Below are 22,941 nucleotides of genomic sequence, written 5' to 3'. Positions count from 1 at the left end.
CTGGGAGGACACGTGACCACAACCCCGAAGCCCCCACAGCCGGACCCGCGCCTCTTCAACGAGGACCTGGCCCCGGCCCCCGAGCGCAAATGGGGCACGTACAGCATCTTCGCGCTGTGGATGTCCGACACCCACGCGATCAGCAATTACGCCTTCGCCGCCAGCCTGTGCGTGCTGGGCCTGCCGGCCTGGGAGGTGTTCGTCGCGCTGCTGGCCGGCATCTCGATCGTCTACTGGCTGATGAACCGCATGGGCCACGCCGGACACCGCACCGGTGTGCCCTATCCGGTGCTCGCCCGGGCGAGCTGGGGCGTCTACGGCGCCAACATCCCCGCGCTGCTGCGCGCGGTCATGGCCGTGGCCTGGTACGGCATCCAGACCTGGCTGGCCTCGACCGCCGTGGTCCTGCTGACCCTTCAGCTCGCGCCGGGCCTGGAGGTCTATCACCACAACTCCGTGCTGGGGCTGTCCACCCTGGGCTGGATCGCGTTCATGGTGATGTGGGGGCTTCAGGCCGTGCTGCTGACCCGCGGGATGGAGTTCATCCGCAAGGTGCAGGACTTCGCGACCGGCCCGGTGGTCTGGCTCGTGGTGCTCGCGCTCGCGGTGTATCTGGTCGTCAAGGCCGGCGGGGACATCTCGCTGACCCGCAGCCTCACCGGGCTCAGCGGTTCCGCGCAGCTCGAACAGAGCCTCATCGCGGTCAGTCTGACCGTGGCCACCTTTCTGACCCTGGTCCTCAATTACGCGGACTTCGCCCGCTTCACGCCCGACCACCGCTCCTACCGGCGCGGCAATCTGATCGGGCTGCCGGTGAACTTCACCGCCTTCGCGGTGGTCGCCGTGCTGGTCACCGCGGGCACGATCTCGGTCTTCGGGGAGGCGATCTACGACCCGGTGAAGGTGATCCAGAAGATCGACAACCCGGTGGTCACCGTCATCGGCGCGCTGGCCTTCATCGTCGCCACCATCGGCATCAATGTCGTCGCCAACTTCGTCTCGCCCGCCTATGACTTCGCCAATCTCGCGCCGAAGTATCTGAACTTCCGGCGCGGCGGCATGATCACCGCGGTGCTGGCCGTCGTCGTCATGCCCTGGAAGCTGTACTCCTCGGCGCTGGTGATCCAGTACTTCCTGGGGGCGCTGGGCGCCTTCCTCGGGCCGCTGGTGGCGATTCTGCTCGTCGACTACTACCTGCTGCGCCGGGGTCGGATCGATGTCGATGCACTGTTCTCGGCCGATGCCCGAGGCGCGTACTTCTACCGCCGGGGCTACAACCCCAGGGCCGTGGCCGCCTTCCTGCCGGCCGCCGCGGTCTCCGCCGCGCTCGCCCTGGTCCCGGCCTTCGACGTGGTCGCGCCGTTCTCCTGGGTCTTCGGAATGGGGCTCGCCGGTGGGCTCTACGCCTTGCTCCCGGGGCGGGACCGGTCCGCCGCGAGCGCCGGCCCGATCCCGGACGAGATCATCCCGTCGCAGGTCAGCGCGGCTGTGGTGGGGGAGCCCGCGACGCCCGAGGGGGCCGGGGCGGTCATCGTGCCGGTGCCGGCCGAGGGGTCTTGACGGGCCGGGGTCCGGAGTGAAGACTCGTTCAACAGATTGTTGAATCGGTGGGGCATTCGGGCGTGCGGGGCACGTTCCGATGGCACGGTCACCCCGTCGGCCGTGCACCCCACCCGCCCGCACGCCACGATGAAAACAGCTACGAGGAGGGGACCGGGTGTCCGAAACAGAGCTGGTGCTGCGCTCCCGGCGCGTCGTCACCCCAGAGGGCACGCGCGCCGCGTCCGTCGTCGTCAAGGACGGCAGGATCGACGCGGTGCTGCCGTATGACGACCGGGCTCCGGCCGGGGCACGGGTCTGGGACTTCGGTGACGACGTCCTGCTGCCCGGCCTCGTCGACACCCACGTCCACGTCAACGACCCCGGCCGCACCGAGTGGGAGGGCTTCTGGACCGCCACCCGCGCGGCCGCAGCCGGCGGTATCACCACCCTCGTGGACATGCCGCTCAACAGCCTCCCGCCCACCACCACGGCCGCCCACCTCGACACCAAGCGCGCGGTCGCCCGCAGCAAGGCGCATATCGACGTCGGCTTCTGGGGCGGCGCGATCCCCGGCAACGTCAAGGACCTGCGCCCGCTCCACGACGCCGGGGTCTTCGGCTTCAAATGCTTTCTGTCGCCCTCCGGCGTGGACGAGTTCCCCGAGGTCGACCAGCAGCAACTGGCCGCCGCCCTCGGCGAGATCGCGGGCTTCGACGGCCTGCTGATCGTGCACGCCGAGGACCCGGGCCACCTGGACGCCGCCCCCGAACCGCACGGCCCCAAGTACGCCGACTTCCTCGCCTCCCGCCCGCGGATCTCCGAGAACGACGCCATCGCCGGACTGATCGTGCTCGCCCAGCGGCTCGACGCACGGGTCCATGTCCTGCATCTGTCCTCCAGCGACGCGCTGCCGCTGATCGCCGCCGCCAAGCGCGAGGGCGTCCGGATCACCGTCGAGTCGTGCCCGCACTTCCTGACCCTGACCGCCGAGGAAATCCCGGACGGCGCAACGGAGTTCAAGTGCTGCCCGCCGATCCGCGAGGCCGCCAACCAGGACGCGCTGTGGGAGGGCCTGGCCGACGGCACCATCGACTGCATCGTCTCCGACCACTCGCCGTCCACCGCCGACCTCAAAACCGCCGACTTCGGCGCGGCCTGGGGCGGCATCTCCTCCCTCCAGCTCGGGCTGCCCGCCATCTGGACCGAGGCCCGCGAGCGCGGCCACACCCTCGACGACGTGGTGCGCTGGATGGCCACCGCACCGGCGGCGCTGGTCGGCCTCGACCGGAAGGGCGCCATCGAGCCCGGCCGGGACGCGGACTTCACGGTCCTCGCCCCCGAGGAGACCTTCACCGTCGATCCGCAGGCCCTCCAGCACCGCAACAAGATCACCGCCTACGCCGGAAAGACCCTGTACGGCGTCGTACGGTCCACCTGGCTGCGCGGCCGCCGGATCAACGACGGCACCACTCTCGCCGACCCCACCGGCGAGCTGCTCGAACGGCCGCACCGCCCATGACCACCGCCGAGCCGCCCCGCTACACCGGTGACGCGGGCCCGTACCCGGGCGGCGACCCGTACGCCGATTACCGCACCCCCGGCCACGCCGGCTTCCCCTTCTCCCACCTCCCCGACCTGGCCGACCGGCGGCTGGGCGCGGGCGTCATCGCCGCGAACGACGAGTTCTTCGCCGAACGGGAGAACCTCCTCACGCCCGGACCCGCCCATTTCGACCCCGAGGCGTTCGGCCACAAGGGCAAGATCATGGACGGCTGGGAGACCCGCAGACGGCGCGGCACCGACGGCGACCACCCGTTCCCGGCGGACGAGGACCACGACTGGGCGCTGATCCGGCTCGGCGCACCCGGCGTGATCCACGGCATCATCGTCGACACCGCCCACTTCCGCGGCAACTACCCGCAGTCCGTCAGCGTCGACGGCACCTGCGTCGAGGGCTCCCCGTCGCCGGCCGAACTGCTCGCCGGCGAGGTGGCATGGACGCCGCTCGTCCCGCGGACCACCATCGGCGGCCACGCCGCCAACGGCTTCCTCGTCGACACCGGCCGCCGCTTCACCCATCTGCGCCTCAACCAGCACCCCGACGGCGGAGTCGCCCGCCTCCGGGTCCACGGAGAGGTCCTTCCGGCGCCCGGCTGGCTTGCCGCACTGGGCACCTTCGACGTCGCCGCGCTGGAGAACGGCGGCCGGGTCGAGGACGCCTCGGACCGCTTCTACTCCTCACCCACCCACACCATCCAGCCGGGCCGCTCCCGCAAGATGGACGACGGCTGGGAGACCCGGCGCCGCCGCGGCACCGGCAACGACTGGGTCCGCTACCGCCTCACCGAGCGGTCCGTGATCCGCGCGGTGGAGATCGACACCGGCTTCCTCAAGGGCAACTCGGCGGGCTGGGCGGCCCTGTCCGGCCGCGACGGCGAGAGCGGCGACTGGGTCGAACTGCTGCCCCGCACCCGTCTGCAACCCGATACCGTGCACCGCTTCCTGCCCGACGAGACCCCGCCCGTCACCCACGTCCGGATCGACATCTTCCCCGACGGAGGCATAGCCCGGCTGCGTCTGCACGGCTCCCTCACCGCGGACGGCATGCGCCGTCTGATCGCCCGCCACGACGAGCTGAGCGGCTGACCGTACCGGGCCCGGCCCGGTGGTGCTGACCCTGATCGTGCGTCAGCACCACCGGGCATCGTCAGCACCACCGGGCGGCGTCAGCGCCACCGGGCGGCGGTCGTTCTCCTGCCGGCAGGAGCAGGCCCGTCGTCGCGGCCACCGGGTCGTGCGGGCGCGCCGGGGCCCGGCCGGTTCACTCGGCGACGGAGTGCCAGAACATGAGCTCGTACGCCTGGAGGAGACGGCCGTAGCGATGTGCCGTGGCCGGCTGCGCCTGACCGGTGTCCAGGCCGTGCTGAACCGCCGCGCGCGCCTTCTCCTCGACGGCCGGGGCCGGCTCGGCGAAGAGGCCGAAGAAGCCACGGGCCGCCTCGGGGAAGCCGTAGTGGTCCCGCATCGCTGCCGCCACGATCGTGCAATAGCCGCCCCAGGCAGCGAAGTTGGCGGTCAGTGCGATCGCCACATCGGCCGGTTCGCCGCCCAGCGCGAGCCGTGCCGAGTAGGACGGATAGGCCTGGCACCCCGGCCGCGGCTGATAGTCCGCGATCTCCCGCTCGGTCAGCTCACAGGCGTCCGCCAGCCCGGCCAGCTGCTTCAGTGCCCGTGTCTCGCCCTGGGCGAGCAGATCGAAGAAGTCGGCGACGGGCGGGTCACCGTCCGCCCGCCGCGCCAGATGCTGGAAGCTGAGCCGGTCGGCGGCGATCACCTGGTGCTGTTCGAGGGCGAAGGTGGTGAACACGGAGCGCGGTGCCGCACCCGCCTCGATCTGCGAGACCAGCCGGTTGGCGGCGGAGTCCGGGGCGAGCGCGCGGACCGCGTCGTCCAGCACGACGGCCGCGGTCGGACGAGGGGCATCGGGAGCGGTTCGGGCCATGAGTCGGTCTCCTCCGGGGCGAGGGCGGTGGCCAGCACCTCAGATTAGGGCGCGGGGCGGCCGCCGCGGGGGAGATGACGCGACGCCGACGGGCGAACCGCCGCCCGCCGCGGAAGGGGAACGCGGCACACCGCCGGGCGTGCCGCGTCCGCCGTGCACCGGGCGGTACGGGTCGCACCACGCGGCCCGCACCCCTCAGTCCCCCTCAGTGCACGACCACCTCATTGACCTCGGGCGCCGCGGTCCCGCCCCGCCACACCAACCGGACACCCTCGACCGCGCCGTCACCGACCGGCAGCCGCGTATAGGCGCCGGACAGCGTGCCGAGGGGGCGCCAGGCGCCGCCCGTACGGACCTCGACCCTCGCCGCCCCGGACGGCGTGCCCTGCGGCCCCAGTACGACCACGGAACGCGCCGTACGGGGCGCGTCGGGCGTGAACTCCAGGGTCTCGCCGGGCTGCGCCGCCCGTGCCGCGCGATAGACGGTCGCCGGATCGCCGTCCGCCGCCGACCGCAGTGCGCTGCCCTCCGCCGCGGGCGGGCCACCGGCCACCGTGCCCGCGTCGGCCCCGGCCACCGCGAACTCACGCACCACCAGCCAGTTGTCCTGGGCCTGGGTGGCCCGGGCGCGGACGTACCGGGCCCGGACACCGGCCGGCGGCTCGACACGCACCTCGGCCTTCCCGTCGAACGCGGCCAGCCGCTGCCAGTTCTTCCCGTCCGACGAGTACTCCAGGACGCCGTGCCGCAGATAGTCGTCCGGGCTGCCGCTCTTGCCCATCGCCAGGGTGACCGCCCCCAGCGGACGCTCGGCGTGCAGATCCAGCGCCACGAAGGAACCGGTCTTGGGCCCCGCGCCGCTCCAGAAGTACGTGGCGTCATCGCCGTCGGTCATACGGGAGACCGCGTTGTCCTGGTAGACGGAGAGATCCGTCGAGCCCTTGGGGCGGCCGGTGACGCCCAGCGCCCGGTCGTGGGCGGCCACCGCGTCCTCGACGAAGGTGTCCAGCACCCCGTCCGCTACCAGCACGGGAATCCGCTTCCCGGTCATGTCCACGTACACGAATGACCTGGCCGTCCGTACCAACTCCGGGATCTGCTGACGTAGTTGCCAGGCCCGCGCGCCATCGCCCGCCTTGGTCGCCTCGATCAGCCGCAGTGCCGTCCGGGCCGCGATGCCCCAGGCCCGGGTCGCGTCCAGCCACGGCGCGCTGTCCTGCACGAAGCCCCGGTCGGCGAGCCGGTTACGCAGCACCGCCGGTGCCTCCTGAAGGTTCCGCAGCACCGCATCGAGCCGCCGCGCCTCACCGTCCTTGCCGAACTCCTCGATGGCGGCTGCGAGTTCGGGCGCCTGTCGCGGGTTGAGCGAGGAGGCGTAATGCGCGTCCGCGAAGGCCCGCAGCGCCCGTGCCGTACGGGCGTCACCGCCGGCCAGCTCCTCGATCGCCCCGCCCCAGGACGTCCGGGCGTCATACGCCGTGTCGTTCCACGCGTAGTCCGCCACCGTGTACAGCGCGAGCTTGGACGCCGCGGGCTGGATCATCGGGTTCGCGGTGATCCCCGCCAGCTGCGCCGGCAGCCCTTTCTCCCGGCCGTTGAACGGCCCGAGCAGCAGCCGGTTGGTCACATAGTCGTTGACCGGGTAGTTGTCCCAGGTCAGGATCGGGTGCCCGAAGACCTCCCGGGCCTGCCGGGCCTGGGCGACGGTCATCGTCGGTGCGATCACCCCCACCCCCGTCCACTCCACCAGCACGTCCTTGTCCAGCTGGGTGGCCAGCGCCTTCTTGTACGGCGACGGCTGCACGTCGTAGTACTCGGTCGGCACCATCTGGAGCGGTTCGGCGTCCGGATGCCGGGCGATGAACTCCTGGTTGACGCGGTTGAGCAGATGCGCCTGCGCGGCGCCGGCCGCCCCGCCACCGGTCCCGAACCGGTCCTTGTCCGCCGCGCAGTTCCAGTCCGTGTAGCTGATGTCGTCCAACGGCACCGCGAAGGTGCGCACCCCGATGTCCCACAACGTCTCGAACTTGGCGGTCAGCGCCCGGAGATCCGCGTCGGAGCTGTAGCAGACGGACAGCCCCGGGGAGAGCGCATAGGTGAACTCCACATGCCGCACCTGCGCCCGGTCCACCAGCTCCTCGATCTGCGCCAACTGGTCCGCGGGGTACGGATCCCGCCACTTCTCCCGCAGATAGGCATCGTCCTTCGGCGAGTACACATAGAGGTTCATCTTGTGCGCACCGTAGAAGTCGAGCTGGTCGAGCCGGGCCCGGTGCGACCACGGGGTGCCGTAGAACCCCTCGATGACGCCGCGCAACGGGGTGGCCGGCCAGTCCCGTACGACGGTGCCCGGTACCCGGGCCCCTGGCCGCTCCGCGTGCGGCAGCAGTTGCCGCAGGGACTGCGCCGCGTAGTAGGTCCCGGCGCCGTCCTTGCCCGCCAGCGCGATCCGCCCCGCGCCGACGGCGAGCGCATACCCCTCGGCGGGGAGCTCGTCGGCACCCGGCGCGCCCAGCTCCGCCAGCGCCCGCGCCGCGCCCGCACCGTCCACATACACCGACAACTGACCGCCGCCCGGCGCCCGTTCGGCCCGCACGACCCGCTGTGCACCGGCGTCCTTCAGCGACTTCTCGACGACGGCCAGTGCCGCCGCATCGGCGCGCGGCCCGGCGACGACCGTCACGGACGGGGTGACGGCGACCCGGTCGGACCGGCTCCGGACGGACCGGGGCGTGGGCGAGATACTCCGGGACACGGCGGCTCCGGGGTGGTCCCCGGCGCCGTCCCGCCCTGGCTTCCCGCCGGAGCCCGGCGGCCCCGCCATGCCCGTCAGGGGGATCAGGGCCAGGGCCATGGCCAGCGCGGTGGCCGCCGCGGTGCGCGTACGGTGCATCCTTCGGTCCTCCTCGGTGCGGCGAGGTTCAGGGACGGGAGTCGTGCGACCTCTTCGCGCCAGCAGGCTTCACCTGGCCACCCCACCGGGGCAATGGACTTTCGGACAGAAGGGATGGACGTTGCCACCGCCCGCGGAGCGCCCCTACCGGTTTTGTGCGGCGATCACCACAAGGCTCATCATCGCCAACAGCACATGCGTCGCGATGACATAGATGAACACCCGCACATACAGCCCGCGCGGTGGCTTGTTCTCGACGTACTTCCGGTCGCGCCCGGCCTCGGCGGGCGCTTCCGACGACGGGGGAGTGGCAGGAACGGTCTGATCGGGCACCACGGTGGGTCCTTCCCTCAAAAACGGTGCCTGGGGCTCACAGCCCGCGGCGCCTGGTGTCGTCGCCGAGGCACAGCTCGGCGGCCCCGCTCTGGAGGAGCGTGTGGACGAACAACAGCTCCGCCCCGCCCGGCGAGGCGGCGGAGATCTGGTGCGGCGTCAGTGAGTCGAAGTGCGCCGCGTCCCCCGGATCCAGCACATGCACGGCCGTGCCGAGCGTCAGCCGCAGCCGCCCCTTGAGGACGTACAGCCACTCCTCGCCGGGATGGACCCGCACCAGATCGCCCTGCGCCCGCTGCGGCACCAGTACCCGCAGCGCCTGCATCGCCCGCCCGGCACCGCCCGCGGTCCAGTACGTCCAGCCGCCCGCCTCCGACGGCTCCGCCCGCCCGGCCCGCACGATGGGGTCCCGCTCCGGAGCGGTCTCGCCGAGCAGGTCGGATACCGTGGTGCCATAGGTACGGGCCAGCGCCAGCAGCATCGGCAGCGAAGGCTGGCGCTGATTGGTCTCCAGCCGCGACAGATGCGCAGGCGAGAGCCCCACCAGCCGGGCCGCGGTCTCCAGCGTGAGACCACTGCGTCGCCGCAGGTCACGCAGGCGCGGCGCAACGGTGGACAGCTCATCCGGCGAAGCGCCGGCGGGCTCGTCGGGGAGCTCGGTCATATCCCCGGTATAGCGACCTTTCACCTCTCGGGCAAAAGATTTGCCTCATAGGCAAAACCGGCGCGCTGCCGTCGCGGCGGCTCCCGGCCTTCACCGGTCGACGTCCCGTGATCGTGGTGCGGCTGATCCGCCCCGACAGGTACGGGTCCGCCCCGGCCCCGCCGTTCGTTCACCCGCACAGGCTCCGGCCCGAGCGGCTCGCGGCGAGGCGACCCGCGCAGGCGTGGTCCCTGATATGCGGAAATTTGCGGGAGTTGGTGGGGCGGGCTTGTGAACTCCCGGAAAACTTCCGCCTGTTGGCATTGACAGGATCATGTCTACGCGCGTCATCCTGGAAGGCATGAGAATCCCCCCACGGATCACCAGGTTCGGCGCCGTCGGCGCCCTCGCTTCGGCCCTTCTCATTGGCGGGACCGCGGTCACCGCCACCCCTGCCGTCGCCACGACGCACGCGGCCACCTCGTACGCCACGACGGCGCATATCGCGTCCGTGCACGTCCAGGACGTCGGCAAGGTCTGCCACTCCAAGCTGCCTTCGCAGGCCCACGACACCCTCGATCTGATCGAGAAGGGCGGGCCCTACCCGTATCCGCAGGACGGCACGGTCTTCGACAACCGGGAGGGCATCCTGCCGTCCCAGAGCACCGGCTACTACCACGAGTTCACCGTCGTCACTCCGGGCTCGCCCGACCGCGGTGCGCGGCGCATCGTGGCCGGCGAGAAGAAGAACGAGGACTACTACACCGCCGACCACTACAAGACGTTCGATCTCGTCGACCGCGGCTGCTGAGGCCGACGGACCGGCGGGCCGAGCGGCCGGCCGGCCCGCGACACCAGGGCAACGGGACAACAGAACACCAGGGGTGACGGGCCGGCTGAGCCCGTGACCCGGAACCCGCGGCGGCCGGGGTGCACACGCACCCCGGCCGCCGTCGTGCTGCGCACCCGTTCCGTGCGCCATGCTGCGCGCCTGTGCCGTGCGCCCCCTCCGACCTGCCTCTTCTCCTCATTCTTGGCAGAAGGGGCGCACGGGGCGCACCCCCGAGAGAGGATTGTCAGTGGCTCCCGGTAGCGTTTTGGTGAAAACGAGGAGCGGGCGGGCATCGGCGGAAAAAGACCATGTGTGGTCAGCTGCTGCGGCACGCCCCGGAACATGCCGTATCCGCTGTAGGCCAAGGCGAGGCGGCATGGAGCGTCGGAGACAAGGAAGGACGGCGAACTGCCGTGTATCGCTGGGAAATCACCCGGGCCGCACTGGCGCAGCGTGTTTTCGCCATCGTCCGCAGCCAGACCTACGACGAGGCCAGCGCCACCGCCGACACCCTGCTGTCCGCGGGCATCACCAGCCTGGAGATATCCCTCACCACCCCCTTCGCCCTGGAAGCGGTCACCACCCTCACCCGGGAGCTGGGGGACGACGCGGTCATCGGCGCCGGCACGGTCCTTGACGCGGTATCGGCCCGGATGGCGGTCGACGCGGGTGCCCGTTTCCTGGTCTCGCCGCGCCTGGACGCCGAGGTCATCCGCACCGGCCACCGCTATGGCGTCCCGGTCTTCCCCGGGGTGTCGACGCCGTCCGAGATGGTCCGCGGGCTGGAGCTCGGGGCGGACGCGCTCAAGCTGTTCCCCGCCTCGGGACACGACCCGGCCTGGCTGACGGAGGTCCGTGCCGCGCTGCCGCAGGTGCCGCTGCTGCCGACGGGTGGGGTGACGGTAGAGAGCGCGCCGGAGTGGATCGCTGCCGGTGCCGTCGCCGTCGGCATGGGCGCGGCCCTCTCCGACGGCGACCGTGACACCGTTGCCAAGCGCGCCGCCGATCTCCTCGCCCGCCTGGAGGAGGCCGCCCCGGAGCGTCCGGCGATCCGCGGCACGGTGGACTTCTGAGCGGACCGACGGCGCGCGTGCGGTAGGAGGGCTGACGGCGCGTCGGTGTGCCGCCGCCCGGCCCGTCGGGCCATCCCACGGGCCGGTCGGGGGGTTCTCCCGGACCCCGGGCTCTGCCACTCTGAGCGCTTCGATCATGCGACCGAGTCGCCGCGTACCGGAGTCACAGGAGCCCCCATGAAGCGCGCCGTCACGCTCTCCGCCCTCGCCTGTCTGCTCGCCGTCACCGCCGCCGCCCCGGCGGCCTCGGACGCCCCCGCCGCCGTACGGGGAGCCACCGCCGCCGGGAAGCCGTCGGCCCTCGATGCCGTCCCCCGGCACGGGGTGCTGCGCGTCTGCACCACGGGTGACTACCGCCCGTTCACACACCGCGACCCGGCGACGGGCAGGTACAGCGGTGTGGACATCAAGATGGCCGGGGATCTGGCCAAGAGCCTCGACGCCACCCCGCGTTATGTGGCCACGACCTGGGCCCGGCTCGTCGGCGATCTGTCGGCCGGCCGCTGTGACATCGCCATGGGCGGTGTCTCGGTCACCCTCCCGCGCGCCCGCTCGGTGTACTTCAGCGAACCCACCCGCACCGACGGCAAGACGCCGCTGGTGCGCTGCACGGACAAGGACAAGTACCGGACGCTGGCGCAGATCGACCGGCCCGGCACGCGCGTCATCGTCAACCCGGGCGGCACCAACGAGGAGTTCGCCCGCGCCCAGATCCACCGGGCGACCCTCACGGTCCATCCGGACAACACCACGATCTTCGACGAGATCATCGCGGGCCGCGCCGATGTGATGATGACCGACGCAAGCGAGACCCGCTATCAGGCCAAGATCCACCCCGAACTCTGCTCGCTCCACCCGGACAAGCCCTTCACCTTCTCCGAGAAGGCCTACGCCCTGCCCCGCGGTGACGACGAGTTCAAGGCGTATGTGGACCAGTGGGTTCACCTCGCCACCCACGACGGGACGTACCGGAAGTACGAGGACGCCTGGATGAAGTAGCGGGCCGGTAGCGGCTGCGTGCTGTTTTGGAGAGTCGGCTCTAATATCGGGTCGGACTTCCGGATGCGGGACGAGAGGCGGAGGGTGAGATGGCCGGTTCGGTGCAGGCGAGTGCGGCGTTCGATCTCGCGGCGGCGCAACAGGGGCTGGCGGCACAGCCGTTCAGCAGGCTGGTGCAGGCGCGGATCACCGAGTTCGGGGAGGGTACGGCGACGCTGGAGATCGATATCCGCGAGGAACTCCTCCAGCAGCACGGGTTCGTGCACGGCGGGGTGCTGTCGTACGCCGCTGACAACACCCTCACCTTCGCCGCGGCCACGGCCCTGGGCCCGGCCATCGTCACTGGCGGCTTCTCCATCCAGTACGTGCGCCCGGCGCTCGGCCGGACGCTGCGGGCCCGCGCCCAGGTCGTCCAGGCCGGGCGCCGGCAGGCCGTGTGCCGCTGCGAGCTGACCGTGCTCGACGGGGAGGGGGCGGAGAGCGTGTGTGCGGTGGCGCAGGGGACGGCGATGACGCTCAACGGGCCCGCGGGCGCCGGTGCCGAGGCCTAGGGCGGGCCGGCCGTCAGTGGCGGCAGCTCAGTCGCTCCCGGTGCCGCCCGCCGAAGGCCGGTGGCCGAGGACGTTGACGACCCGGCCGTTGGGGTCCTGGACGAAGAAGCGGCGGACGCCCCACTCCTCGTCCTGGAGCGGCCGGACGACCGGCGCGCCGGCGGCCAGGACGGCGGCGTAGGCCGCGTCCACATCGTCGACCTCGATGCTCATGTCGGGGGTGACGGGGGCGGTCTTGTCGTGGGTCATGAAGATGAGCTGGGCGGTGGGGTTGGCGGGGGAGGCGAGGGTCATGACCCACCCCAGGTTCATGACCTCCTCGAACCCCAGCAGGCCGTAGAACGCACGGCTTCCGGCCAGGTCGTCGGAGTGGATGTCGGGGACGACGCGGCGAATGGGCATGAGGCTCCTCCGGGACATGCGGGTGGTCGGGGCGCGGGCGGTGGCGCCCGGCCCGGTGTGCGGTCACGGCTGTCCTCGCCCAGTATTCCGGCGTACGGGACGGCCTGTACGGCACGACCGGACGTGCCGCGCCCCGTTTCCCGGCCGGGCGGGCAGGCCGGGCGACCGTGCACGGTCCGTCTTGTCCGGACAATGTGACCTCCGGACTTCCCGTCATCTGCCGGGGCGGATACGCTCGCGAGCGTGGGGAAACGCGATACGGAACAAGCCCTGGGCGCCGACGGCCCCGTCCAGTTCAGCGTGGACCGGAGCAGTCCGGTCCCGTTGTATTTTCAGCTGTCCCAGCAGCTGGAGGCCGCGATCGAGCACGGGAAGCTGGCGCCCGGCAGCCTGCTCGGCAACGAGATCGAGCTGGCCGGCCGGCTCGGCCTGTCCCGGCCGACGGTGCGGCAGGCGATCCAGTCGCTGGTCGACAAGGGCCTGCTGGTGCGCCGCCGCGGTATCGGCACCCAGGTCGTCCACAGCCAGGTCAAGCGCCCCCTGGAGCTGAGCAGCCTCTACGACGACCTGGAGGCGGCCGGGCAGAAGCCGGCCACCCGGGTGCTGCTCAACACCACCACCGAGGCCGATGCCGAGGTCGCCGCCGCGCTGGGGATCGCCGAGGGGGCGGAGGTCGCGCTGGTCGAGCGGCTGCGGCTGGCTCACGGTGAGCCCGTGGCGCATCTGCGGAACCACCTCCCCGCCGGGCTGATCGAGCTGAAGACCGCCGAGCTGGAGGAGACCGGCCTCTACCGCCTGATGCGGTCGGCCGGGATCACCCTGCACAGCGCCCGGCAGGCCGTCGGTGCCCGTGCCGCGACCGTGGAGGAGGGCGAGCGGCTCGATGAGCCCGAGGGCGCCCCGCTGCTCACGATGCAGCGGACCACCTTCGACGACACCGGGCGCGCGGTCGAATTCGGCTCACACGTCTACCGGGCGTCCCGTTACGCCTTCGAGTTCCAGCTGCTGGTGCGGCCCTGAGTCGAGCGGGCGCTGCCCCCGACGGCCGCCGGACCGGCCACCCCGTCCGTCTGAGCACGGCCGGGCGCGCCGTATTGCCCGAAAAGCCCGTTCTGTAGACCCCTCGCGACCCGCATTCGTCAGAATGTTCTGACAAACCATTGACGCGGCTCCGCGCGCGCCGTTACAAACTCCTCCAGCCGCATTCCGGCGGCCGGGAGAAAAGGCGGTCCCACGATGATCGGCGTGCGTACGACTGGCCCCCTCGCTGTCCGCAGTGTCGCTGTGCGCAGCGCAGCCGCTTTACTGGCAACCGCCGCGCTCGCCACCGGGTGCGGCTTCGCCGGCGACCCCGACGCCGCCGGCAAGGACGCCGCAACCCCGCGCATGACCATCGGCATGGTCAGCCACTCCGGCGACGGCGACACCTTCTGGGACATCGTGCAGAACGGCGCCCAGCAGGCCGCCGCCAAGGACAAGGTGAAGTTCCTGTACGCGCACGACAAGGAAGGCGCCCAGCAGGCGGCGCTGATCCAGTCGTACATCGATCAGAAGGTGGACGGGCTGATCGTCACCCTCGCCAAGCCGCACGCCGTCAAGGCGGCCGTCCGCAAGGCCGTGGCGCGGGGCATCCCCGTCATCACCGTCAATTCCGGTGGCGAGTTCTCCGCGGCGTACGGGGCGCTCACCCACATCGGACAGGACGAGTCGGTGGCCGGCCGCGCGGTCGGCGACGAGCTGAACGAGCGGAAGGCGAAGAAGGTGCTCTGCGTCATCCACGAGCAGGGCAATGTGTCGCTGGAGGACCGCTGCGCCGGCGTCCGCAAGGGCTTCCGCGGAACGGTCGAGAACCTCGATGTGGACGGCACCAACGCGCCGAACTCGCAGTCCTCGATCGAGGCCAAGCTCCAGTCCGACACCGCCATCGACGCGATCGTCACGCTCGGTGCGCCGATGGCGGCGATCTCGCTCAAGGCCAAGGAGGAGGCCGGCAGCCGGGCACAGATCGCGACCTTCGACCTGAACTCCGCCGTCGTCAAGCTGCTCAAGGCCAAGGACCTCACCTTCGCCGTCGACCAGCAGCCCTACCTCCAGGGCTACGAGGCGGTGGATCTGCTCTGGCTCCACAGGACCAACGCCGACGTCCTCGGCGGCGGCAAGCCGGTGCTCACCGGGCCCGCCCTGGTCACCGAGAAGGACGTACCCAAGCTCACCGAGTACACCGGGCGAGGCACCCGGTGACGCCCCAGGGAAGACGGGACCCCATGAACCGGGACAGATCACCGGTCACGGATACTTGGCCGGTCGGTACCGGCCGGCCGGTACCGGTGGACGACACCACACAGCGGCCGGCCGGACCGGCCGGACAGCGAATACGACCAACGCAGCCGACACGGCAAGATCAGCGGGAAGGGCGAGTCCTCGTGGCACGGGTTCGGAGAAGGGGACGCGTCATCGGCGCCGTGCTGGCGGCGGCGCTGGGCGCCTCCCTGGCGGGATGCAGCAGCACCGGAGGTCTGCGCGCCGAGCAGGAGCGGGCCGCCAAGGCCGCCGGCGGCAAGGCCGCGGTGAACACCCCCAGGTGGACGTTTGCGATGGTCACCCACTCGGGAGACGGCGACACCTTCTGGGACATCGTGCAGAACGGCGCCCAGCAGGCCGCCGTCAAGGACAACATCAAGTTCGTCTACGGGCACGACAAGGAGGCCCAGCGGCAGAGCCAGCTGGTGCAGTCCTACATCGACCAGAAGGTCGACGGGCTGATCGTCTCGCTGGCCAAGCCCAACGCCATGAAGGACGTCGTCGCCAAGGCCGAGAAGGCCGGCATCCCGGTGATCACGGTGAACTCCGGCGCCGAGGAGTCCAAGGCGTTCGGGGCGCTCAGCCACATCGGGCAGGACGAGACGGTGGCCGGCGAGGCGGTCGGCGAGGAGCTGAACAAGCGCGGCCGCAAGAAGGCCCTGTGCATCCTGCACGAGCAGGGCAATGTCGGCCATGAGCAGCGCTGCGACGGCGCCAAGAAGACCTTCAAGGGCGATCTTCAGAAGCTGTATGTCGAGGGCACCAACATGCCCGATGTGCAGTCCTCGATCGAGTCCAAGCTCCAGTCGGACAGCGCCCTCGACGCCGTCGTCACGCTCGGCGCGCCCTTCGCCGCCACGGCCGTCAAGGCCAAGGAGCAGGCCGGCAGCAAGGCCGAGATCGACACCTTCGACCTCAACGCCCAGGTCGCGACCGGTCTGAAGGACGGCACCCTCGGCTTCGCCGTCGACCAGCAGCCCTACCTCCAGGGCTACCAGGCCGTCGACCTGCTGTGGCTCTACAAGTACAACTCCGACGTCCTCGGCGGTGGCAAGCCGGTGCTCACCGGGCCCCAGGTGATCACCAAGAAGGACGCCGCCGCACTGGAGGACTACACGAAGCGGGGGACCCGATGAGCCACGCGGACGCACCACCACTTCAGCCGGCCGGTCCGGCCAAGAGCGGCGGCGACGAACGGCTGCTGCACCGCTCCCTGGCCCGACGGCTGATGGGCCGCCCCGAACTGGGCTCCGTCGTCGGTGCCGCCGCGGTCTTCGTCTTCTTCTCGATCGTCGCCGAGCCGTTCCTGCGGGCCGCCAGCCTCTCCACCGTGCTCTACGCGTCGTCGACGATCGGCATCATGGCCGTGCCGGTGGCGCTGCTGATGATCGGCGGGGAATTCGATCTGTCGGCCGGTGTCATGGTCGTCAGCTCGGCGCTGATCTCGTCGATGTTCAGCTACCAGATGACTGCCAACACCTGGGTGGGCGTGGGTGTCTCGCTGCTGGTCACCCTCGCCATCGGGGCGTTCAACGGCCTGCTGCTGACCCGTACGAAACTGCCCAGCTTCATCATCACGCTCGGCACCTTCTTCATGCTGACCGGCCTCAACCTCGGCTTCACCAAGCTGATCAGCGGCACGGTCTCGACGAAGACCATCGCCGACATGGAGGGCTTCGAGTCGGCCCGTACGCTCTTCGCCTCGCATCTGACCCTGGGGAGCGTGGACATCCAGGTCACCATCCTGTGGTGGCTGGTGCTGGTCGCGGTCGCCACCTGGATCCTGCTGCGCACCCGCGTCGGCAACTGGATCTTCGCGGTGGGCGGTAACGCCGACGCCGCGCGGGCCGTGGGTGTCCCGGTCACCAAGACCAAGATCGGCCTCTACATGGGCGTCGCCTTCGCCGCCTGGGTCTCCGGACAGCATCTGCTGTTCTCGTACGACGCGATCCAGTCCGGCGACGGCGTGGGCAACGAGTTCCTCTACATCATCGCCGCGGCGGTCGGCGGCTGTCTGATGACCGGCGGCTTCGGCTCGGCGATCGGTGCCGCCGTCGGCGCCTTCATCTTCGGTATGGCCAGCAAGGGCATCGTCTACGCGCAGTGGAATCCGGACTGGTACAAGTTCTTCCTCGGCGCGATGCTGCTGCTCGCCACGCTCCTGAACGCATGGGTCCGCAAGCGGGCGGAGGAAAAGGCATGACAGCGCTGGTCGAGCTGACCGACGTCAGCAAGTACTACGGGAACGTCCGGGCCCTGGAAGGTGTCTCGCTGGAGGTGCACGCGGGAGAGATCTCCTGTGTGCTCGGCGACAACGGCGCCGGCAAGTCCACCCTCATCAAGATCATCGCGGGGCTGCACCGGCATGACGCCGGCTCCTTCACCATCGACGGGGAGGAGGCCACCCTCGCCTCCCCGCGCGAGGCCCTGGACCGCGGCATCGCCACCGTCTACCAGGACCTCGCCGTGGTCCCCCTCATGCCGGTGTGGCGGAACTTCTTCCTCGGCTCCGAGCCGACCACCGGCGCCGGCCCGTTCAAGCGGCTCGATGTCCGGACGATGCGCGAGACCACCCGCAGTGAGCTGCTGCGGATGGGCATCGACCTGCGCGATGTCGACCAGCCCATCGGCACCCTCTCGGGCGGCGAGCGGCAGTGCGTCGCCATCGCCCGCGCCGTCTACTTCGGCGCCAAGGTCCTCGTCCTGGACGAGCCGACCGCGGCGCTCGGCGTCAAGCAGTCCGGCGTCGTCCTCAAGTACGTCGCGGCCGCCCGGGACGCCGGACTCGGCGTGGTGTTGATCACCCACAATCCGCATCACGCCTATCTCGTCGGCGACCGCTTCGTGCTGCTCAAGCGGGGCACGATGGCCGGCAGCCACGCCAAATCGGAGATCGCCCTGGAGGAGCTGACCCGCCAAATGGCGGGCGGCAGCGAGCTGGAACAGCTCAGTCATGAGCTGGCCCGCACCGCGACACCGGAATTCCCCGGCGGTCACCGGCCCGAGTGATCTTCATCGCGCCCCGCGCAGGCCCCCGGGCCGCGCGGGGCGCGTCACTCTCCGTCGCGGTGCGCGGAACGGTGCGGGTGATGCACAATCGCAGCGAACCAGCACATCGAGGCCCCGGCCTCCCGAGACCCGCAGGGACGAGACGACTCTTGCGAGCACGCAGCAGCCGCATGGGGGCACCACCCACGCCCTTCGGGCAGTGGGGGAGCACCGGCGAAGAGGTGGGTCGATGAGCATGTACCGGGACCGGGTGCACCGAGGATCCGCCAGAGCCACCGTGCTGCGCACGGTCGGCACCCGCGAGCGGCGCTCGCTGTTGACCGCCCCCCGGGTGCCCACCGTCGGCATCGACATCGGCGGCACCAAGGTCATGGCGGGGGTGGTCGACGCCGACGGCGCCATCCTGGAGAAGGTCCGCACCGAGACGCCGGACAAGTCCAAGAGTCCGCAGGTCGTCGAGGACACCATCACCGAGCTGGTGCTCGATCTCTCCGACCGGCACGACGTCCACGCCGTCGGTATCGGCGCGGCCGGCTGGGTCGACGCGGACCGCAGCAAGGTGCTCTTCGCCCCGCATCTGAACTGGCGCAACGAGCCCCTGCGCGACCGCCTCGCCGGCCGCCTGGCCGTCCCCGTCATGGTCGACAACGACGCCAACACCGCCGCCTGGGCGGAGTGGCGCTTCGGCGCCGGCCGCGGCCAGGACCACCTCGTCATGATCACGCTCGGTACGGGCATCGGCGGCGCGATCCTGGAGGACGGCGCGGTCAAGCGCGGCAAGTACGGCGTGGCCGGTGAATTCGGCCATATGCAGGTCGTCCCCGGCGGCCACCGCTGCCCGTGCGGCAACCGCGGCTGCTGGGAGCAGTACAGCTCCGGCAACGCCCTGGTGCGCGAGGCCCGTGAGCTGGCCGCCGCCGACTCCCCGGTCGCGTACAACATCATCGAGCGGGTCGGCGGCCGTGTCGGCGACATCACCGGGCCGCTGATCACCGAGCTGGCCCGGGAGGGCGACGCGATGTGCGTCGAGCTCCTCCAGGAGATCGGCCAGTGGCTCGGCGTCGGCATCGCCAACCTCGCCGCCGCGCTCGACCCGTCCTGCTTCGTCATCGGGGGTGGCGTCAGCGCCGCCGACGACCTGCTGATCGCCCCGGCCAGGGACGCCTTCCGGCGCCAGCTCACCGGCCGCGGCTACCGCCCCGAAGCCACCATCGCCAAGGCCCAGTTGGGTCCCGAGGCCGGCATGGTCGGCGCCGCCGATCTGGCCCGCCTGGTGGCCCGCCGCTTCCGGCGTGCCAACCGGCGCCGCGTCGAGCGCCACGAACGCTATGAACGGGCCGGCCGCCGATGACCGACACCGACCTGCACTCCGTGCACGACGACCACCAGCCGCCCGCGCCGCCGCGCGCCAAGCGCCGGCGTCCGCTGCTGATGGCGCTGATCGTCTTCCTGCTGATCGCGATCCCGGCCGGATATATCGTCATCTCCGCCGAGCAGAGCCGCGACAGCGGTGAGGGCAAGGAGCTGGAGGCCGCCGCCACCGGCCTGACCAATGCCTTCCCCTCCAAGGTCCAGCAGCGGATCTACAACGTCCCGGTACCGGTCGGCTCCACCCCGGTCTACTACTACGAGACCAACTCCTGGCAGACCAGCGCGCTGTTCGTGCAGTTCCGGACCAACGAGTGGGGCCTGGAGCACTACCTCGCGGCCGTCGGCACCAGCACCGCCGCCCTCAAGAAGGACCGGAGGACCATCCCGCCCGGCCAGGCGGCCAAGGTCGGCTGGGACCTGGGCACCGACGGCCCGTGGGCCGGCACGACGACCACGGACCGGGCACCGCACCCCTCCCAGCGGATCATGGTCAGCTACGACGAGCCGGGGCACCCGGTGGTCTACACGGTCTCCACCGTGAAGTTCTGATCCGCTCCAGGGACGTCCCGCAGGTCCAGGGCAGGCGCTCAATGCCAGGCAAGGGGCCTCAGCCGGTGATGAAGTAAAGGGATTCCATGTGGCGGGTGGCGTGCTCGCTGCGCCGCACGCGCAGTGTCGAGGCGTCCAGGTCGGGCCTGCCCCACGGGTCGGCGTCCCCGAGGCATGCGGTAGCGAGCGCGCCCCAGTCGTTCTGGTTCGGCTCGTCGTCCAGATCGAAGTACACCTCAAGGTCGTCGAGGACTTCCGCGGTGACGCCGAGGGCCGCCATTACGGCACGGGGGTCCCCGGCGACGACGAACGGTTCGTCGCCGGGCCAGCCGCAGGCGTGGAACATGGTGCCGTCCGGGAGCCATACGAGGTCCTCGGTGTGCTCGGCGCCGCAGTGGACTTCCACCCGGCCCACGATCCGCGCGTCGGGGAATCGCCTGCGCAGGCGGGTGGCCTCGGCGAGAAGCGGCATGTCGTTGCCGTCGTCCGCGAACGCCGGATCGGAGACCGACATGAGGTTGCCCCACGCCCCGGCCCGGACGACGTCCAGATCGGCCCGGGTGGTGACCGTATGGGTGGCGCTCTGCTTGCGGGGGCCGAGGTCTTCGATCACCTCGTCGACCGCGTCCAGCGAGCGGGCGAACGCGGCAGCCCGGGCTGGATCGTTGGGCGGGAGTCCCGCCGCGTGCACGGTGAACGGCGGCTGGAGGACGGTCAGTTCGTAACGGGTGCCGCTGCCGGTGGTCATGCGGTCCGCTGGGAGCGTCCAGAACGTGTGAGCAGGCATGGCCCACAAGGCGCAGTCTCCAGCTGGGGCCGGTATCGGTGGTGCCGACGAAGGTTCAGCCGGTCACGGGCCTGCGGACAGCCAAGCTGATCCGGCAATCCGACCCGGAGTGTTAAACCCTCGCTCTCCTCCTGCGCGGAACCCTGGGAATTCGCCATGGCGGCCACGAAGCCGCGCACGGTGCACAGCAGATGTATGCCGTCGACACCTCACGACCCTGGGAGACCGCAGCCGGCGCCGTGACATCGGTGGGAATGGGCATACCCAAACAGCTACTGCCCTTTCCTCCCCACAGCGTTGACCGCCTTCTCGCCCGTTCCTTATCCGGCCGGGAAGGAATCGGCGGCCTGCTCGCGCAGTTCCTCATGCGCCTGGCCACTGACACCACGCACTATCAGCCCGCAGACACCACTCGGCTGGGCACGGTGGCCCTGGACCTGCTCACCGCCACTCTCGCCCACCACCTGGAAGCCGGCGACCACGTACCGCCCGAATCCCACCGACGCGCTCTGATCCTGCGCATCCAAGCCTTCATTCATCGGAATCTGGCCGACCCGGACCTGCGGCCCCCGGTGATCGCAGCCGCGCACCACATCTCCACCAGCTACGTCCACCGCCTCTTCCAACACGAAGAGACCACCGTCGCCGCCTGGATCCGCCGACAACGCCTCGAACGCGCCCGCCGCGAACTCGCCGACCCCACCTGGCGCACCACCCCCATCCACGCCATTGCCGCCCGCTGCGGCTTCCCTCACGCAGCCGACTTCACCCGTACCTTCCGAACCGCCTGTGGCATGCCACCAAAGGACTACCGGCAGGCGACCTGCCTCCCCGCCCGGTAGTCAGCCAGTTCTTCGGCTGCACACCACTCGGGCGGCAGGGGCGCGGGGCGCCTCCCTCGCATTCGAGGCGCCCCGTCAGGCCGGACTGCTGAGGGCGGGGCTAGCTCTGCGGAACGTCCCTGACGAACAGGAGGCCGTCGATGTCCGCCAGGTGGGCCGGGGCGAGCGGGGCGTAGCCGAACCAGGGGGATACGCGGGGCGCGGGGACTGTGTCGCCGAGGGTGGAGGCCAGCCGCGGGGCGTCGATGACGCAGCGGTCCTCCGGGAGCGTGTAGAGGACTCCTTCGACGGTGTCCGGCGGCGGCGTATCCACCCCCTGGTGCCGGATCGTGCCGAGGGCCGTGGCCACGAAGGCGTACCCCTCGCCGAGCCGGTCGCTCACGAGCGCACCGGCGCTCCACCACTCCACCGGCCCCTGCCACATCTGCATCGTGCTCTTCGCCCGCTGAAGATGGGAGTTTTGGGCGTGGGCGAGTGCCGGGCGCCGCGCGGCGAGGGCAAGGAGATGGTGGGCCATCATCAAATCCCGCAGCGCGCACAGCCGGGTCATACGGGCCGGTGAGGTGTCGGCCATCCAGTGGTGGTAGCGCAGCAGGCCGGTCGCGGTGCGCCCGTACAGGCGCGCCCTGTCCACGTCGTCCCGTGAGGTCGCCGTGATCAGGTGCGGTATCCGGGTGTCGAGCAGCGCCACCAAGTCGTCGGCGAGCAGCCGCAGTTGACCGGCCTCGGCCGACTGCCCCACGGACTGGGCCGGGTCCATCATCGCGGCGGGATTGGTCCACCGGTCATCGGCGCCGAGCAGTCGGTCGAGCGTGTCCCCGGTGCAGGGGAGCAGGTCCGCGTCCACCCAGGTCGAGAGGTAGCCGTGGAGTGCGGTGAGGGCCTGCCGGGGGCTCGCGGCGTGGGTGATCTCCAGCGGGCCGTCGAACCCGGCGAAGCGGAGCTGCTCGGACGCGGGCCGGCCGTCGTTGTAGGCGCGCATCCAGCGCACGAGCTCGCGGTTGGCCGCGGAGGCGCCGAACCCGTGGCTGAAGCCGTGCTCCATGACCTCGTCGAGGGTGCCCGTGCCCGAGGTGACGTAGTCGTCCACGACCAGGCCCCTCAGGCAGTCGCTCTCGATCGCGATCGTCCGGTAGCCCTCCTGCTCGACGAACTGCCGGAAGAGCTCGTTGCGCACGTCGAGCAGAGTGTCCTCGCCGTGGGTCGGCTCGCCCAGGGCGAGCAGCCGCGGCCGGGCCGGGAGCAGCCCCATGACGGCGGCGGCCTCTACGGCATGGACGGAGTCCTTGATGTCAGTAGCCATGCCTTCAAC

Annotated in this window: 22 protein-coding genes; 15 read left to right on the top strand and 7 right to left on the bottom strand. The window is 70.9% G+C overall.

From position 1 onward, the window contains the following. Nucleotides 1-12 precede the first annotated feature (12 nt). The 3 genes from TU31_RS26985 to alc all read left to right on the top strand — a co-directional run bounded on the left by TU31_RS26985 (nt 13) and on the right by alc (nt 4,188). Nucleotides 13-1,560, top strand: a complete 1,548-nt coding sequence (locus TU31_RS26985) for an NCS1 family nucleobase:cation symporter-1 (protein ID WP_042159121.1) — start codon at nt 13-15, stop codon at nt 1,558-1,560. Between the two features lie 157 nt (nt 1,561-1,717). Beyond that, nucleotides 1,718-3,061, top strand: a complete 1,344-nt coding sequence (gene allB / locus TU31_RS26980; protein ID WP_042159119.1) for an allantoinase AllB — start codon at nt 1,718-1,720, stop codon at nt 3,059-3,061. After that, nucleotides 3,058-4,188, top strand: coding sequence for an allantoicase (gene alc, locus TU31_RS26975; RefSeq protein WP_042159118.1), 1,131 nt, complete (start codon nt 3,058-3,060; stop codon nt 4,186-4,188). Before allB ends, alc begins: the two co-directional genes overlap by 4 nt. 175 nt (nt 4,189-4,363) lie before the next feature. On the opposite strand, the gene TU31_RS26970 is transcribed toward alc, so the two are convergent. From TU31_RS26970 to TU31_RS26955, 4 genes are all read right to left on the bottom strand, one after another. Further along, the gene (locus tag TU31_RS26970; protein WP_042159117.1) at nt 4,364-5,044 is read right to left on the bottom strand and encodes a thiaminase II/PqqC family protein; all 681 of its coding nucleotides are present in this window, start codon (nt 5,042-5,044) and stop codon (nt 4,364-4,366) included. 205 nt (nt 5,045-5,249) lie between these two features. Further along, nucleotides 5,250-7,937, bottom strand: coding sequence for a glycoside hydrolase family 84 protein (locus TU31_RS26965; protein WP_042159116.1), 2,688 nt, complete (start codon nt 7,935-7,937; stop codon nt 5,250-5,252). A gap of 144 nt (nt 7,938-8,081) precedes the next feature. Continuing rightward, nucleotides 8,082-8,270, bottom strand: a complete 189-nt coding sequence (locus TU31_RS26960; protein WP_042159115.1) for a DUF6126 family protein — start codon at nt 8,268-8,270, stop codon at nt 8,082-8,084. Nucleotides 8,271-8,307: 37 nt separating this feature from the next. Then, on the bottom strand, nt 8,308-8,934 hold the full coding sequence (locus TU31_RS26955; protein WP_042159114.1) for a helix-turn-helix domain-containing protein: 627 nt from the start codon (nt 8,932-8,934) through the stop codon (nt 8,308-8,310). Nucleotides 8,935-9,274: 340 nt separating this feature from the next. Between TU31_RS26955 and TU31_RS26950 the strand changes: the two genes are divergently transcribed. The 4 genes from TU31_RS26950 to TU31_RS26935 all read left to right on the top strand — a co-directional run bounded on the left by TU31_RS26950 (nt 9,275) and on the right by TU31_RS26935 (nt 12,368). Beyond that, complete coding sequence (locus TU31_RS26950) at nt 9,275-9,724, top strand: guanyl-specific ribonuclease (RefSeq protein ID WP_042159113.1); 450 nt, start codon at nt 9,275-9,277, stop codon at nt 9,722-9,724. A gap of 434 nt (nt 9,725-10,158) precedes the next feature. Next, nucleotides 10,159-10,818, top strand: coding sequence for a bifunctional 4-hydroxy-2-oxoglutarate aldolase/2-dehydro-3-deoxy-phosphogluconate aldolase (locus TU31_RS26945; protein WP_042159112.1), 660 nt, complete (start codon nt 10,159-10,161; stop codon nt 10,816-10,818). A gap of 177 nt (nt 10,819-10,995) precedes the next feature. Next, nucleotides 10,996-11,817 carry a transporter substrate-binding domain-containing protein gene (locus TU31_RS26940; RefSeq protein ID WP_042159111.1) on the top strand — a complete coding sequence of 274 codons (822 nt, stop codon included), beginning with the start codon at nt 10,996-10,998 and terminating at the stop codon, nt 11,815-11,817. 89 nt (nt 11,818-11,906) lie between these two features. Beyond that, complete coding sequence (locus TU31_RS26935) at nt 11,907-12,368, top strand: PaaI family thioesterase (RefSeq protein ID WP_042159110.1); 462 nt, start codon at nt 11,907-11,909, stop codon at nt 12,366-12,368. Between the two features lie 27 nt (nt 12,369-12,395). Here TU31_RS26935 and TU31_RS26930 read toward each other — a convergent pair whose 3' ends face one another. Next, nucleotides 12,396-12,770 (bottom strand): VOC family protein, encoded by a 375-nt coding sequence (locus tag TU31_RS26930; protein ID WP_042159109.1) that lies wholly within the window; start codon nt 12,768-12,770, stop codon nt 12,396-12,398. Between the two features lie 300 nt (nt 12,771-13,070). Here TU31_RS26930 and TU31_RS26925 point away from each other — a divergent pair, with 300 nt between their 5' ends. The 7 genes from TU31_RS26925 to TU31_RS26895 all read left to right on the top strand — a co-directional run bounded on the left by TU31_RS26925 (nt 13,071) and on the right by TU31_RS26895 (nt 20,000). Further along, nucleotides 13,071-13,790 carry a GntR family transcriptional regulator gene (locus TU31_RS26925; RefSeq protein WP_042159971.1) on the top strand — a complete coding sequence of 240 codons (720 nt, stop codon included), beginning with the start codon at nt 13,071-13,073 and terminating at the stop codon, nt 13,788-13,790. Nucleotides 13,791-14,006: 216 nt separating this feature from the next. Further along, on the top strand, nt 14,007-15,011 hold the full coding sequence (locus TU31_RS26920; protein WP_042159108.1) for a sugar ABC transporter substrate-binding protein: 1,005 nt from the start codon (nt 14,007-14,009) through the stop codon (nt 15,009-15,011). Nucleotides 15,012-15,193: 182 nt separating this feature from the next. Further along, a complete protein-coding gene (locus tag TU31_RS26915; RefSeq protein ID WP_042159107.1) occupies nt 15,194-16,207 on the top strand; it encodes a sugar ABC transporter substrate-binding protein in 1,014 nt (337 codons plus the stop codon). Continuing rightward, nucleotides 16,204-17,274 (top strand): ABC transporter permease, encoded by a 1,071-nt coding sequence (locus TU31_RS26910; protein WP_042159106.1) that lies wholly within the window; start codon nt 16,204-16,206, stop codon nt 17,272-17,274. The genes TU31_RS26915 and TU31_RS26910 overlap by 4 nt, the downstream gene beginning before the upstream one ends. Then, on the top strand, nt 17,271-18,080 hold the full coding sequence (locus TU31_RS26905; protein ID WP_042159105.1) for an ATP-binding cassette domain-containing protein: 810 nt from the start codon (nt 17,271-17,273) through the stop codon (nt 18,078-18,080). The genes TU31_RS26910 and TU31_RS26905 overlap by 4 nt, the downstream gene beginning before the upstream one ends. Before the next feature lie 229 nt (nt 18,081-18,309). After that, nucleotides 18,310-19,431, top strand: coding sequence for an ROK family glucokinase (locus tag TU31_RS26900; protein ID WP_042159104.1), 1,122 nt, complete (start codon nt 18,310-18,312; stop codon nt 19,429-19,431). Further along, nucleotides 19,428-20,000: a hypothetical protein gene (locus tag TU31_RS26895; protein ID WP_042159103.1), complete on the top strand. Its 573-nt coding sequence runs from the start codon at nt 19,428-19,430 to the stop codon at nt 19,998-20,000. Before TU31_RS26900 ends, TU31_RS26895 begins: the two co-directional genes overlap by 4 nt. Nucleotides 20,001-20,058: 58 nt before the next feature. Here TU31_RS26895 and TU31_RS26890 read toward each other — a convergent pair whose 3' ends face one another. Then, entirely contained in the window at nt 20,059-20,748 is a 690-nt protein-coding gene (locus tag TU31_RS26890; RefSeq protein WP_042159102.1) for a DUF6333 family protein, read from the bottom strand. Nucleotides 20,749-20,918: 170 nt separating this feature from the next. Between TU31_RS26890 and TU31_RS26885 the strand changes: the two genes are divergently transcribed. Then, nucleotides 20,919-21,629: an AraC family transcriptional regulator gene (locus TU31_RS26885; RefSeq protein WP_275451869.1), complete on the top strand. Its 711-nt coding sequence runs from the start codon at nt 20,919-20,921 to the stop codon at nt 21,627-21,629. 100 nt (nt 21,630-21,729) lie between these two features. Here TU31_RS26885 and TU31_RS26880 read toward each other — a convergent pair whose 3' ends face one another. Further along, complete coding sequence (locus tag TU31_RS26880) at nt 21,730-22,932, bottom strand: erythromycin esterase family protein (RefSeq protein ID WP_042159100.1); 1,203 nt, start codon at nt 22,930-22,932, stop codon at nt 21,730-21,732. Between the last annotated feature and the right edge of the window lie 9 nt (nt 22,933-22,941).

The sequence above is a fragment of the Streptomyces lydicamycinicus genome (genome assembly GCF_000829715.2).
Lineage (GTDB): Bacteria > Actinomycetota > Actinomycetes > Streptomycetales > Streptomycetaceae > Streptomyces > Streptomyces lydicamycinicus.
This window is presented reverse-complemented; position numbering and strand designations above follow the sequence as displayed.